The organism is Streptosporangium sp. NPDC006007, from assembly GCF_040614315.1.
Classification (GTDB): domain Bacteria; phylum Actinomycetota; class Actinomycetes; order Streptosporangiales; family Streptosporangiaceae; genus Streptosporangium.
The window spans coordinates 21,338-34,659 of the sequence record NZ_JBEXUG010000025.1 but is presented as its reverse complement, the minus strand read 5'-3'; the positions used below and the strand labels follow the sequence as shown (position 1 = coordinate 34,659).

The window sequence follows — 13,322 nt, the reverse complement described above, 5'->3', positions numbered from 1 at the left end:
ATCCCCCGGCTGTGGGCTTTACTGGAGGCGTGTTGCGCATCGGCGAACTGGCCGCGCTGGCCGGGGTCACGAACAGGACGATCCGTCACTACCACCAGGTGGGTCTGCTCACCGAGCCGCCGCGGACCCCCGAGGGCCACCGGCTGTACGGCATGGCGGACGTGGTCCGGCTGATCAGGATCCGGCGGCTGACGGCCCTCGGCATGAGCCTGCCCGACATCGGCCGGCTGCTCGGCCCCAGACAGGACCTGGCCAAGGCGCTGACCGACCTGGACGCCGACCTGGCCAGACAGGAGGAGGCCGTCCGGCGGCAGCGGGCCATGCTCGCCGAGCTCCGGCACACCGGCGGGGATCCGGCGCTCACCCCCGAGCTGGGCCGCGTCTTCGCCGAGCTGGAGCAGGTCTTCCCCGCCCATCCGCTGCTGGAGCGCGGGCGGGAGACGATCGTCATGCTGGAGACCGTGGCGCCAGAGACGGCCGGGGCCCTGGCGGACGTCTACCGGATGTCGATGGGCGACGAGGGGCTCCAGCGCCGGATGTGGGATCTGGGGATGCGTTTCGAGGCGCTGCGGGAGGCCTCCCCCGACGATCCGGAGGTCGCCGCGCTCGCCGGCGAGTTCGCCGACGCGCTGCGTCCCTTCCTCGGCACCGTGGCGGCCGAGGCCCCGGCGGGGGCCGTGCCGGGGGAGCCGCCCGGCACGCCGACGGTCGGCGACCTGTCACCCGCCCAGCGCAGAGTGGTGGCGCTGATCAAAGGTTGAGGCCGTACTCCCGCAGGATCTCGCCGAGCGCGGACCTGTCGTGCCGCGGCGCCTCCGGCAGATGTCCGAGCACCAGCACGCACGGCAGCCCGAAGGCGCCGCCGGCCGGCGACGCGGCCCTGGTGCCGCCGACGGCGACGGACCGGTCGGGAACGCGCCCGCGCTCCAGTTCCTCACCGGTCCGCACGTCGACGACCGGCGTGGAGGCGGACAGGATGGTGCCGGCCCCGACCACCGCGCCCCGGCCCACCCGGGCCCCCTCGGCGATCAGCGCGCGACCGCCGATCAGCGCGTCGTCCTCGACCACCGCCGGGACGCCGTCCGGCGGCTCGGCCCCTCCGCCGACGCAGGCCCCGCCCGACAGGCGGACGTTCTCCCCGATCTGGGCGCACGAGCCGACCGTGGCCCAGGTGTCCACCACGGTCCCGGCGCCCACGTGGGCGCCGATGTCGACGAACGAGGGCATCAGCACGACGCCGGGCGCCAGGTGGGCGCCCCAGCGGGCGATCGCCCCCGGCACCACCCGGACGCCGTCGAAGGAGGTCTTCAGGGGGATGCGGTCGTGGTGCTGGAAGTCGCCGACCTGGGATCTGACCAGGCCGAGCAGGCGGAAGGCGAGCGCGACGGCCCGGCTCGCACGTCTGTCCACGACCACCTCGCCGCCGCCGGAGACGGTGGCGACGCGGGCCGTACCGGTGTCGAGCAGGTCGACGGCTCCCACGACGACGCCCCGCGCCTCGGCGTCACCGGGGTCCAGCTCGTCCCGGCGTTTCCACAGTTCGTCGACGGCCGCCGGAAGCAGACTGTCATGGCTCTGGCTCGTGACTCCTCCGCTCCCGGACGAAAGCGGCTTCTCGCCGAGCCGCAGGGGCATCGCGACGGACAGGTCCCGCCCACAGAACCTGTGAAACGATAACAGAACGCGACGGTCCCGCTGCGAGATTTCATCGGGATTCACCGCGGGCTCCCCGGCTCCCCGAGATCGGTAGGTTCTTCAGCGTGCGACGGCGGTTCTCCAAAGGGGTCATCGCGATCGTCTCGATCGTGGTCGTGCTCGCGGTGGCCATCACCGTGGGCATCTTCAAACTGCTCAACCGGGTCACGCCGTTCACCGAGCCCGTCGAGGGATGCAGGATCACCGCGCCGGGGGGCTCGCTGGAGCTGGAGATCGGGCAGGCCCAGGTCGCCTCGGTCATCGCGATGGTGGCCGCCCGCAGGAAGCTGCCCGAGCGGGCGGTGGTGATCGCCTACGCCACCGGCATCCAGGAGTCCAAGCTGCTGAACCTGCCGTTCGGCGACCGCGACTCGGTGGGGGTGTTCCAGCAGCGGCCGTCCCAGGGCTGGGGCAGGCCCGAGCAGCTCGTCGACCCGGTCTACGCGACGGGGAGGTTCTTCTCCGCGCTGGTGAAGGTGAAGGACTATCAGAGGCTGCCGGTCCACGTGGCGGCCCAGGAGGTGCAGCGTTCGGCCGACGGGTCGGCCTACGCCCAGCACGAGGAGGAGGCGAAGATCCTGTCCGCGGCGTTCACCGGACGGGTGCCCAAGGCCGTGCACTGCTGGTTCCCCACCCCGGCCGCGAGCGCGACGGGCGGGACGTCGCAGCCCGGCACCGCCAAGGCCAGGCGCGCGCTCGCCTACGCGCTCGGCCCGGGAGCCACGCTCACCGTCACCTCCCCGCGGCGGGGCTGGCTGATGGCGGGTTGGTCGGTCGCCCATGCCCAGGAGTTCGGGCTGCGCCGGATCCGGTTCGGCGGCCAGTCGTGGACCTCGGCCGACGGCGGCCGGGGGTGGAGGGCCGACGCCGGGGCCCCTACGGGCCAGGTGGACATCTCCTAGCTCTTCTTCTCGATGTTGATGGAGCCAGGGGGCAGGGGCTGGGCGTGCGAGGAGTTCCAGGGCTGCCCCTGGAGGCGGTCGAAGCAGAGCAGCCGGCCGTCGGCGGCCCGGTAGTCGGCGAAGTCGAGGAGACCGCGCTCGGGCATCGAGGTGACGCCCTCGGAGCGGAAGGCCGCGGTGCCCCGCTCCACGGGGAAGAACTCGACGCCCTCCACGCTCAGCGTGGTCTTGGCCGGGATCATGCCCTGGGTGGGCACCGGAGTCCAGAGCAGCACCTCAAGGTGGGGGGGATCGTCCGGGGTCGGACCGTCGTGCGTCTCGATCGACAGCCACTGGTAACGGTGGGTGCCGTCGTCCAGGAGGTACTCGGTCCACTGCTTGCCCTGCCACGACAGGTACAGGGCGCCCAGGACGCGGGTGCGCACGCCCTGGCGGTCGATCGTGTCGCCCACTTTGATCGTGCGTGGATCGGGGTAGTCGATGCCGACGTGGCCGGCGCTCGGACGGGGCGGCGGCTGGACGACCTCGACGGGCGGGAGGGGGGTCTCGCCGGGAGACCCGGACCTGAGCGGTCTCCTGTCCTGGCGCGTGGTCGCGAACAGCGCGCCCAGCAGCAGCACGAGGGTGACCGCGCTCAGTCCCAGTATCGCGGCGACCTCAGGGGTCATGCCGCGGGATCCTACTGGAGGCGGCGTACTGCCGCACTGATACGTTCGTCACTCGCGGTCACGGCGATTCGGATATGCGCACTACCGGCCTTTCCGTAGAAGTCGCCCGGTGCGACCAGAATGCCATTCTCAGCGAGGATTCGCGCCTGTTTCCAGCAGTCCATACCGTTGGATGCCCATAGGTAGAGTCCCGCGGTGGAGTGGTCGACCCGCCAGCCGGCCGCCTCCAGGGCGGGGCGGAGCGCCGCGCGGCGGGCGGCGTAGCGGGCCCGCTGCTCGATGACGTGCGCGTCGTCGTCCAGAGCCACGGCCATGGCGGCCTGAACCGGTGCCGGCATGAGCATGCCCGCGTGCTTGCGGACCTCCAGCAACCGCTGGATCAGCGCCGGGTCACCCGCGACGAACCCGGCCCGGTAACCCGCCAGGTTGGAGCGCTTGGAGAGCGAGTGCACCGCGAGCAGGCCCTCGTGCGAGCCGCCGCAGACGTCGGGGTGGAGGATCGAGACCGGCTGCTCCTCCCAGCCCAGCTCGATGTAGCACTCGTCGGAGGCCACGACCGCGCCGTGCTCGCGCGCCCACGAGACGACCTTGCGCAGGTGCTCGGCGGGCAGCACCCTGCCGGTCGGGTTGGAGGGGGAGTTCACCCAGACCAGCGGCACCCGCTCGGGCCCGAGCGCCGTCAGCCCGTCGGTGGCGTACGGCTCGGCGCCCGCGAGACGGGCTCCGACGTCGTAGGTGGGGTAGGCCAGCTCGGGGAGGATCACCCGCCGGCCGGGGCCGATGCCGAGCAGCGTCGGCAACCAGGCCACCAGTTCCTTGGAGCCGATCAGGGGCAGCACGTTCGCCTGGTCCAGGGTCACGCCGTGCCCGCGCCGCAGCCAGCCGGCGGCGGCCGAACGGAGCCGCTCGGTGCCGTAGGTCGGCGGGTAGCCGGGGCTGTCGGAGGCGTCGGCGAGGGCCTGCCGCACCACGGCGGGCACCGGGTCGACGGGGGTGCCCACCGACAGGTCGACGATGCCGCCGGGATGTTCCCCCGCCAGCGTCTTGAGCGGGGTGAGGCGATCCCATGGGAAGTCAGGCAGGCCGATCAAGCTTGTCCCTCGCTGAGGTTGTGCTCCGTCCCCGGCGGGGCGGGAGAGAGAAGACGTCCGGCCGGTGAGGCCGTGCGGGTGGAGACGGCTCACCGCGCCACCCCTGCCCGCACGGATCTCCCGGGTGCCCCGCCGGTGGACCGCTCCGGCCCACCGGCGGACCGTTCCGGTCCGCTAGTGGCTGTCGGCCTGCGGAGGCAGAACCGCGACGACCGGGTGGTCCTTGTGGATCTTGCCGACCTTGGACGCCCCTCCGGGCGACCCCAGGTCATCGAAGAAGTCCACATTGGCCTTGTAGAAGTCCTTCCACTGCTCGGGAAGGTCATCCTCATAGAAGATCGCCTCAACGGGGCAGACGGGTTCGCACGCGCCGCAGTCCACGCACTCGTCAGGGTGGATGTAGAGCATGCGCTCGCCCTCGTAGATGCAATCGACGGGGCACTCCTCGATGCACGCCTTGTCAAGGACGTCCACGCAAGGCTGCGCGATGACGTAGGTCACCTCGGGCTCCTTCTTTATTTACGCACCTAGGCACGACTTCGACCGCGGGTTGCTACGCCCTAGTATTGCCGTGCCCGCCTTGTAGCTGAAACGGGAGGGGGCGAAAGACGATGATCCCCAGTCTGGGCGCCGCCCTTGAAATCACCATAACCCCTTCTGACGTGGGGAAAAGGGTAACCACCCGACGACGTGTTCCCGGAGGGTTCCGCGACGCCGTGGGCGAGCTGGAGTTCTGGCGGGACGGCGTGCTGGGTGTGCGCAGACGCGACGGCACCCTGGTCGAGATCGCCCGGGCGACGCTGGCCGCGGCGAAGGTCGTCCCGGACCGGCCGCCCCGCCGGATGTAAGCCGTTCCCCAAAAAAGGCCGCGCCTCCTCGACCCGTCCGGCCGTCGCGGAGAGTATTCGGCCGTGACCGTACGCATCAGCGCCGCCGCCGCCATGATCCTCACCGCCACGATCGCCGGATGCAGTACCCCGGCCACCGAGAACAAACAGCTCCCCCCGGTCAAACCACAGGCGTCCTCCCTCCGTGACGGGTTCTCGACGATGGACCGTCTTGTCGAGGCGGCCAGGAAGGAGAGCTCGCTCACCGTCATCGGCCTGCCGCGTGACTGGATGAACTACGGCGAGATCATCGACGCCTTCTCCGACGAGTACGGAATCAAGGTCAACCAGGTGGAGCCGGGCGCGAGCAGCCAGCGGGAGATCGAGGCCGCGGCATCGCTCAAGCCCGACGTGTTCGACCTGAGCCTTGAGGTCGCGGTGGCCAACGCCTCCGCCTTCGCCCCCTACCGGGTGCAGCCGTGGCAGGACATCCCCGACAACCTCAAGGACTACGGCGGGCGCTGGTACGCCGGGTACGGCGGATACATGTCCATCGGCTACGACCCTCGCAAGGTCGCGGCCCCCACCTCATACGCCGACCTGCTCAAGCCCGGTTACAGCGTCTCGCTGCCCGGCGACCCCCGGCAGGCCGCCACGGCCTTCAACGGGGTGATGGCGGCCTCGCTCAGCGGCGGCAGGGCCGAGGCGGCGAGGGGCGTGGAGTTCTTCGGCCGCCTGAAGAAGGCCGGCAACCTCGCGGCGACGCAGGGGGCGGCCTCGGCCGTGGTGGACTGGGACTACCACAACGCCGAGCGGGCGGCCCACGAGGCGGGCGGCGACAAGCCCGGCTGGAAGGTCGCGATCCCGGGCGAGAACGTGCTCAGCGCGTACTACGTCCAGGCCATCAGCAAGAACGCCCCGCACCCGGCGGCCGCCCGGCTCTGGCAGGAGTTCATCTTCTCCGACCGGGGCCAGAACCTGTTCCTCAAGGGGTATGCCCGGCCGGTGCGGATGGAGGCCCTTCAGATGCGCGGCACGCTGGACCGGGAGCTCGCCGCCAAGCTGCCCGCCACGGACGCCAAGCCGGTGATTCTCACGATTCCCGAGACCGATACGGCCAAAACGTACCTCAAGCGCGAGTGGGGGGCGAAGGTCGGTTAAGCCTGAGGCTGACGAGACTGATATGTCGGGACATCTTCAAGGCTCTAAAGTGTCTGAGGAGGACCGATAAGAAGCCGTGGCGTCTTGGAATGTGAGCTGATCGTCTTGCGATACGACACCCCGACCCCGATGAGGTGGAACGCTCGCGCCTACGACAGCGGCTTTGGTTACGTCTCGGCTCACGGCGCCCCCCTGGTCGACCTGCTCGATCCCCAGCCTGGGGAGCGCGTCGTGGATCTCGGGTGCGGCACCGGGGTGCTGGCCGCCGAGATCAGCTCCCGGGGTGCCCGCGTCCTGGGCGCCGACGGATCCCAGGCGATGATCGAGAAGGCCAGGACCCAGTATCCGGGGCTGGACTTCATCGTGGGCGACGGCCATGACTTCACGGTCGCCGAGCCGTACGACGCGGTCTTCTCCAACGCGGCCCTGCACTGGATGAGCCGCGAACCGGACGCGGTGATAGCCAACGTCCGGGAGGCCCTGACCCCGGGCGGCCGGTTCGTGGCGGAGATGGGCGGCGCGGGCAACTGCTCCGCGCTCATCGCCGCCCTGCTCACCTCCTGGCGGGAACACGGGCTCCCCGAGCCCGACCTGCCGTGGTACTTCCCCAGTCCGGCCGAGTACGCCACCCGTCTGGAGAAGGGCGGGTTCACCGTCCGGCTGCTGGAGTACCTCGACCGGCCCACCCCGCTGGACGAGTGCCCCGGCGGAGCCGCGGACTGGGTACGGATGTTCGCCGGCTCCCTGCTTCAAGGAGTGCCCGCGGACCTGGTCGAGTCGCTGCTCCGCCGGGTCAACGAGTTGGCCGCCCCCGCCCTGCGCCGGGAGACGGGATGGATGGCCGACTACGTACGACTCCGGTTCGCGGCGGTACGCCGCTGACCAGACCCGATGCGCTGGGGCGATTTGCCAGACTATGGTCTGTTCCATGAGTCTCGTTCCCCGGCGACGTGGAGTGACTCGGGCGGCTTGAGGGGCTGGTGAAGGGAACGGATGAATTTCTGTTTGAGTGACCTCGTGCCGCCGCTGCGCTGGAGCGACGCGGCCACGATCCCACTTCTACGTGATCAACCGGAGCTTCCGGACGCCTGGTGGCGGAGCCTGCCGATGGCCCGCGTGCTCGCGGTGCTGAGCCCGGAACGGCTGGCCGGGATCCTCTCCGGGGTCGCCCTGGAACACTGGCCGGCCGCCGCCGTGGGAGACATCCTGCCGGCCCTGTACGCGCTGGATCCGGAGGAGGCCGACGAGCCCTGCACCGCCATCGCCCTCGACCGCACGGGCTCCTGGTCCGGCCTGCTCGCCCTCACCGGCCACGAGCTGCGCGACCAGCCCTTCATCCAGCCGCTCCCGGTGCTGAACGCGCTTTTCGCCGCGGTCTTCAGCCGCATGGCCCAGCCGGTCTCCGGCGTCGCCTCCCGCTCGGGGGCCGTCGTGGTGCCCTCCGGCGCGGAGGGAGCCCCCTCGGAGACGGCCGCCCCCGATGCCGCCGCCCCGGAGACGGCCACTCCGGAGGGTGCCGTTCCGGAGACCGCTCTCCCGGAGAGCGTGGTTGCGGAGGGTGGCGTTCCGGAAGGTGCCGTTCAGGAGACCGCTCTCCCGGAGAGCGTGGTTGCGGGGGGTGGCGTTCCGGAAGGTGCCGTTCAGGGGAGTGCGGCCCCGGAGGTCGCCGCCGGATCCGGGGGGGGTCCCTCCGCGCCGGACGGGCCGCCGGCCCCGGACACCTCGGACGCCCGACCGGCCGCCTCCCCCCGCAGGGCCGGGAAGGCCCCGCCGGACGCCGGAGGGGAGGAGCGGCGCCCCGGCGGCCTGCACGCGCTACTGGACGGCGCCTTCGCCGACCTGGACGACAAGAGCTGGGCCGTCGCGCAGAACAGGGTGTTCAGCGACGTCCCGGCGACCGTTGAGGCGCTGGCCAAGCTCTTCGGGGTGCGGCCCGAGGTCATCGACGAGGCCGAGGCCAGCCTGCGCCGGCGGCTCGGGGAGTGGCTCGCCTCGGATGAGGCGGCGCCGTACCGGGACCATCTGGCCGAGGTCAGGAACGCCCTCGGCAAGGCGGCACCCAAATCGCGCCTGGTCACCGCGGCCTCCTGGCACGTCCGCGAGCTGCACTCCCTCGACGTGCCCGCCTGGCAGTTCGTGCTGGCCACTCTCTCCGGCTACCACCTGGTCGACGAGTGGCTGGTGGACGGCGACATCGCCGAACTACGCCACCACACCAGAGACGTGATCAGCGGCGCCAAGCCCCCACTGACCATGACCAAGGCCCTCAAGCTGGTCACCTCCCTCGGCATCCACCCCGAGGTGTCCAAGGAGTGGCTGGAGAACGTCCCCCAGCTCCGCATCCTGGGCGCCGGCCAGCAGGCCCCCCAGCGGGCCGGCGGCGGCAAGGGCGTCGACAAGGGCAACGGCAACGGCCGGGGGAATCCACCGGGACCGGCGGGCAAGACGGTCGGCGCGGCGGGCGGTGAACCGGGGCGGGAACCGGCGGTCGCCCCGTTTCGTCCCCTGAAGGACGTCTCACTGACCCGGCGCTGCTTCAGGCAGCCGGACGGCCGATGGTGGCTCAGAATCGACATCACCACCGAGCACATACAGGGCACCGAGTGCGCGCTGCCCACCGGATTCGCCTCCTACCTCGGCATGTCGCCCGGTACCGCGAGCAGGGTCCAGAGCGCGGTGGGCGAGATCGCGCTGAGCTGGCGGGAGCGCCCGGTCCTGGAGTCGCTCAGGACGCTGCTGGAGGACGTGGGCGCCAAGCAGGGAAGCCACCTGTTCCTGACCCTGTCCGACGAGGGGGTGCTGCGGGCCAGGCACCTGCCGACGGCGGGCGAGGAGGTGGAACCGATCGCGCGGGCCCTGCGGCTGGTCGGCTACACGGCGCCGGGGGGAACCCAGGAACAGGCCGGCCGGGTCATCGCGACCCGGGTCGGCATGACCGGTCCGGTGAGCCTGCCCGACCTTCTCGGCCGGCTACGAGAGCGCGGGGACCGCGATCTGCTGTCCCTGATGGCCTAGCCGATGCCCCGACTCGCCATCTCCCCGGAGTTCCCAGCGGAACTCGGCGCCCTGGCCAAGCCGGTGCGCCAGGACGTCGTGGTCGCGGTGCGCCGATTCATGCAGAACGTGGCGGGCGCGCCGTACCCGGAGCGTGTCAGGGGGGCCAGGGATCCCCGGGTCGCCACCCTGCGCCTGGCCGGCGGCCACCGCGGGGTCGTGGTCAAGCAGCGGGACGTCTACTGGCTGCTGACCGTGTTACCGGACGCCGAGGCGTCGGTCTACGCGCGAAGTCACCGCTTCGGGGTCAACACCGCGCTCGGCGTGGTCGAGGTGTGGGACGCCGCGGCGCTGGAGCGGGTGGAGCCCGCCGTGCGCAGGGCCGCCGAGTCCTCCTCCGCCCGGCTCTTCTCCGGCATCTGTGACACCGACATGACCGCGCTCGGCATCGACCACCGGTTCCTGCCGCTGGTCCGGCAGATCACCGACGAGCTGATCCTGGAGGCGCTGGAGCCGCTGCTGCCCCCGACGCAGTACGAGCCGCTGGCCGCGCTGGCCAGGGGGGAGTCGGTGGCCGGGGCCTGGCGGGAGCTGGAGGCGTGCCGCGCGATCGCTCCCAGCAAGGACCCGGTCGATCCTGAGGACCTGGCGGCGGCGTTGCGGCGCAGCCCGGACCGCGCCGTCTTCGTCGGCAGCCCTCGCGAGCTAAACCACGTGCTCGACGCACCCGACTGGTGCGTGTTCCTGCATCCGCCGCAGCACCGGCTGGCCCAGGGGGAGTCCTACGAGCAGCCGGTGCTGGTGATCGGCGGCGCGGGTACCGGCAAGTCCCTGGTCGCGCTGCACAGGTCGGCCTTCCTGGCCGGGCGCGGAGCCGGTCCGATCCTGCTCGTCACCTTCTCCCAGCAGTTGAGCGCCGAACTCGCCAACCGCCTGGACGTCCTGATCGAGGACGAGGTGATCCGCGGGCGGGTCGAGGTCGGCAACGTGGACCGGCTGGCCCACCGCGTCGTCGCCGACGCAGAGGGCCGGGCGCCCGCGCTGGCCGGGGCCGCCGAGCTGACCACGCTCTGGCGGGAGACGGACACCGGCCACAGTCCCGCCTTCCTGCTGCGCGAATGGGAACAGGTGGTGCTGGCGCAGAACCTGCGCACCCTGGAGGAGTATCTGGGCGCGTCCCGCGCCGGGCGCGGCGTCGAGCTGTCGGGTCCGGAGCGCGTCGCCGCCTGGCGGGCCATGGAGCACGTCGTCGGACGGCTGCGGGAGCGCGGTAAGCGCACCCTGCTCCAGCTGGCCGCCGAGGCGTCCCGGCTGCTCGGCCGGACGAGCGGGGATCTGCTGGAGGACGAGCCGAGGCGGGAGCCGTACAGGCACATCGTGGTGGACGAGGCGCAGGACATGCACCCCGCCCAGTGGCGGCTGCTGCGCGCGGCGGTGCCGTACGCCCGCGACGACCTGTTCATCGTGGGCGACCCGCACCAGCGCATCTTCGACACGCGGGTGACGCTCGGCTCCGTCGGGATCGACGCGACCAGGCACCGGTTGCAGGTGTCGTACCGGCTTCCCCAGGAGATCCTCTCCTGGGGGGTACGGCTGCGCGGAGGCGGCCCCGCCGACGGGCTGGTGGACGTGGTCCAGGAACTGTACGGCTTCCGCGCGACGCGGCACGGGCCTCGGCCGATGGTCCGAGCCTACGATTCACCGGAGGAAGAGCTGACCGGTCTGGTCGCACAGGTGGGACAGTGGGTGAAGGACGGGGTGCCCTCCCGGGAGATCGGGGTGGCCGCCAGGAGTGCGAGCCTGGTGCGTGACGCCCGCACCGCCCTGCGTGAGCTGGGGGTGAGGGTGACGACGTTGCACGGCATGAAGGGGCTGGAGTTCCGCCGGGTCGCCGTGATCGGCGTGGCCGACGGCATCGTGCCCGCCCCCGACTCCCTCACCCCGGCCGACGAGGATCCGGGGGCGCGGGCACACGACCTCCAGCGCGAGCGCGGCCTGCTGTACGTGGCCTGCACCCGGGCCAGGGAGCTTCTCTACGTCTCTCACTCCGGGCGCGCCAGCCCCTTCCTTCCCACCTGACCACATACTCTGAACTGCGGATATATTCCCCTTTGCCGGTTGGACCCCAATGAACCTCAGCCTGAGCGACATCGCGCCACCCCTGCGCTGGACCTCTCCCGGCCAGGTAGCGCCCATCGCGAACGACCCCCGTCTCCCCGAGGCGTGGTGGCAGGCGCTTCCGCTCGACCGGGCCTGCTCCACCATCGGGACCTCAGAGATAGCCGGACGTCTGGCCGATCTGGCCCTGACGTGCTGGGGACACCTGATGCTCGGCGACGTCCTGCCTCTGCTCAGGTTCGCCGACCCGGCGGCGAGCGTCCGCACGCCGGAGGGGCTGGGGCGCGAGGTGGTGCACAAACTGTTCACCGGCGTGCTGGAGCATCTCCTCGAACCCGTCACCGAGGAGAGCGTCGCCCAGGTCCGTCCCACCCGGCCCGACCGGCCGCTGCCCGAGTTGATCAATGAGGTCTTCGCGGCCCTGGACGATCGGCAGCGGGCCATCGCCAGGGACCGGCTGTACGCCTCGCAGCGGGCCACGCTCGACGACCTGGCCCAGCGGTTCTCGGTGACCAGGGAGCGCATCCGGCAGATCGAGCGCGACCTGCGCGACCACGTCGAGTCCTGGCTGGCCGGTGAGGACGCGGCCCCGCTGGTCGCCCACGTGTCCTGGCTGCGGGGCCGGCTGGGCTCCGCGGTGCCCGCGGACGACCTGGCCGCCGCGGTGCCGTGGCACCGCGGCGACCTCGCCACCCTGGGGATCCCGGCCTGGCGGTTCGTGCGGACCCTGCTGACCGGCTACGACCAGGTGGACGGCTGGCTGGTGGCGGGCGGCGCCGACGAGCTGCGGGAGAAGACGCGGCAGCTGTTCACCGACGGGCCCCGCCCCCTGGAGGAGGCCGTCACGCTGGTCAGCCAGCTCGGCATCCGCGAGGACGTGGCCGAGCGGTGGCTCATCGCCGTACCGCAGCTCCGGCTCCTGGACAGGCACGTGGTGCCGTGGCCGCGCAGCGTCAACGACAAGGCCGAGGCCGTGCTCGCGGTGACCGGCAGCGCGCTGACCCCCGAGGAGATCCAGGAGCGCATCGGCGAGGACTACAGTCTCGTCGGCATCCGGAACCAGCTCACCGCCGACGACCGCTTCCTGCGGCTGGACCGGAACAAGTACGGTCTGACCCGCTGGGGCGGCGAGCAGTACCTGGGCATCCGGGAGATGATCGTCCGGGAGATCGAGCGGGCCAACGGCGAGGCGTCGGTCAACACGATCGTCACCAACCTCACCTCGCGCTACGACGTGAGCGAGAGCTCGGTCCGCGCCTACGCGGGCGGCCCCGGCTTCGAGCGCACCCAGCGCGGCTGGATCCGGGTGGCCGGTGCCGAGCAGGCCGACTACCAGCCGCGCCGGGACGTCTCGGCGACCCGTCGCTGTTTCCGCAGCCGCGACGGGCGCTGGTGGCACCGGGTGGACGTCAACGCCGAGCACCTGCGCGGCTCGGGCTCCCCGCTGCCCACCGGCTTCGCCGCGCATCTGGGCATGGCCCCCGGCGGCCAGCTGACCGCCTCCACCCCGTCGGGCGACGTGGTGATCAGCTGGCACAACCAGCCGACCATGGGGTCGGTCCGCCCGATCCTGGTCGCCGCCAACGCGGCCGAGGGCGACCACGTCTTCCTGACGGTCTCCGACGGCGGCGAACTCCTGACCCGCTACCTGCCCGCCGCCGCGCCCGGCCTGCCGGCGCTGAACCGGGCGCTGCACCTGATCGGCTACACCGCGCCGGTCACCTCGGAGGCCGAGGGCGTCCGTCTCATCGGCGCCCGTATCGGCCTGCCCGACGGCGCGGCCCGCGAGGACGTCGTCGCCCGGCTCCGCGACCGCGGCGACCGCGACATCCTGGCCTTCCTGGAGGGCCCCACCTGAGAAGTAGG

12 protein-coding genes are annotated in these 13,322 nt (G+C 71.8%); 8 read left to right on the top strand and 4 right to left on the bottom strand.

Annotated features, from left to right (window positions below; translation table 11 throughout):
- Nucleotides 1–29 precede the first annotated feature (29 nt).
- Nucleotides 30–761 carry a MerR family transcriptional regulator gene (locus tag ABZ194_RS19865; RefSeq protein ID WP_355598218.1) on the top strand — a complete coding sequence of 244 codons (732 nt, stop codon included), beginning with the start codon at nt 30–32 and terminating at the stop codon, nt 759–761.
- Here the strand turns inward: ABZ194_RS19865 and ABZ194_RS19860 are convergent.
- Nucleotides 751–1,635: a 2,3,4,5-tetrahydropyridine-2,6-dicarboxylate N-succinyltransferase gene (locus ABZ194_RS19860; RefSeq protein WP_355598216.1), complete on the bottom strand. Its 885-nt coding sequence runs from the start codon at nt 1,633–1,635 to the stop codon at nt 751–753. The two genes, ABZ194_RS19865 and ABZ194_RS19860, sit on opposite strands and share 11 nt — an antisense overlap.
- Nucleotides 1,636–1,760: 125 nt before the next feature.
- Here ABZ194_RS19860 and ABZ194_RS19855 point away from each other — a divergent pair, with 125 nt between their 5' ends.
- Complete coding sequence (locus ABZ194_RS19855) at nt 1,761–2,597, top strand: hypothetical protein (RefSeq protein ID WP_355598214.1); 837 nt, start codon at nt 1,761–1,763, stop codon at nt 2,595–2,597.
- On the opposite strand, the gene ABZ194_RS19850 is transcribed toward ABZ194_RS19855, so the two are convergent.
- From ABZ194_RS19850 to fdxA, 3 genes are all read right to left on the bottom strand, one after another.
- Entirely contained in the window at nt 2,594–3,265 is a 672-nt protein-coding gene (locus ABZ194_RS19850) for a DUF4178 domain-containing protein (RefSeq protein WP_355598212.1), read from the bottom strand. The genes ABZ194_RS19855 and ABZ194_RS19850 overlap by 4 nt on opposite strands.
- Nucleotides 3,266–3,276: 11 nt before the next feature.
- Nucleotides 3,277–4,356, bottom strand: a complete 1,080-nt coding sequence (gene dapC / locus ABZ194_RS19845) for a succinyldiaminopimelate transaminase (protein ID WP_355598210.1) — start codon at nt 4,354–4,356, stop codon at nt 3,277–3,279.
- A gap of 174 nt (nt 4,357–4,530) precedes the next feature.
- The gene (gene fdxA, locus ABZ194_RS19840) at nt 4,531–4,857 is read right to left on the bottom strand and encodes a ferredoxin (RefSeq protein WP_355598208.1); all 327 of its coding nucleotides are present in this window, start codon (nt 4,855–4,857) and stop codon (nt 4,531–4,533) included.
- A gap of 215 nt (nt 4,858–5,072) precedes the next feature.
- On the opposite strand from fdxA, the gene ABZ194_RS19835 reads away from it, so the two are divergent.
- The 6 genes from ABZ194_RS19835 to ABZ194_RS19810 all read left to right on the top strand — a co-directional run bounded on the left by ABZ194_RS19835 (nt 5,073) and on the right by ABZ194_RS19810 (nt 13,314).
- A complete protein-coding gene (locus tag ABZ194_RS19835; protein ID WP_355598206.1) occupies nt 5,073–5,204 on the top strand; it encodes a hypothetical protein in 132 nt (43 codons plus the stop codon).
- 63 nt (nt 5,205–5,267) lie between these two features.
- Nucleotides 5,268–6,344: an ABC transporter substrate-binding protein gene (locus tag ABZ194_RS19830; protein ID WP_355598204.1), complete on the top strand. Its 1,077-nt coding sequence runs from the start codon at nt 5,268–5,270 to the stop codon at nt 6,342–6,344.
- 129 nt (nt 6,345–6,473) lie between these two features.
- The gene (locus ABZ194_RS19825; protein WP_355598202.1) at nt 6,474–7,226 is read left to right on the top strand and encodes a methyltransferase domain-containing protein; all 753 of its coding nucleotides are present in this window, start codon (nt 6,474–6,476) and stop codon (nt 7,224–7,226) included.
- A gap of 123 nt (nt 7,227–7,349) precedes the next feature.
- Nucleotides 7,350–9,359, top strand: coding sequence for a hypothetical protein (locus ABZ194_RS19820; protein WP_355598200.1), 2,010 nt, complete (start codon nt 7,350–7,352; stop codon nt 9,357–9,359).
- A gap of 3 nt (nt 9,360–9,362) precedes the next feature.
- Nucleotides 9,363–11,417: a UvrD-helicase domain-containing protein gene (locus ABZ194_RS19815; RefSeq protein ID WP_355598198.1), complete on the top strand. Its 2,055-nt coding sequence runs from the start codon at nt 9,363–9,365 to the stop codon at nt 11,415–11,417.
- Between the two features lie 49 nt (nt 11,418–11,466).
- Nucleotides 11,467–13,314: a sigma factor-like helix-turn-helix DNA-binding protein gene (locus ABZ194_RS19810; RefSeq protein ID WP_355598196.1), complete on the top strand. Its 1,848-nt coding sequence runs from the start codon at nt 11,467–11,469 to the stop codon at nt 13,312–13,314.
- The last annotated feature ends 8 nt before the right edge of the window (nt 13,315–13,322 follow it).

Coding starts and splice junctions, on each gene's coding strand:
- ABZ194_RS19860 (WP_355598216.1), bottom strand. CDS start 1,635: ATGCCCCTGCGGCTCGGCGAGAAGCCGCTTTCGTCCGGGAGCGGAGGA.
- ABZ194_RS19850 (WP_355598212.1), bottom strand. CDS start 3,265: ATGACCCCTGAGGTCGCCGCGATACTGGGACTGAGCGCGGTCACCCTC.
- ABZ194_RS19825 (WP_355598202.1), top strand. CDS start 6,474: ATGAGGTGGAACGCTCGCGCCTACGACAGCGGCTTTGGTTACGTCTCG.
- ABZ194_RS19815 (WP_355598198.1), top strand. CDS start 9,363: ATGCCCCGACTCGCCATCTCCCCGGAGTTCCCAGCGGAACTCGGCGCC.
- ABZ194_RS19810 (WP_355598196.1), top strand. CDS start 11,467: ATGAACCTCAGCCTGAGCGACATCGCGCCACCCCTGCGCTGGACCTCT.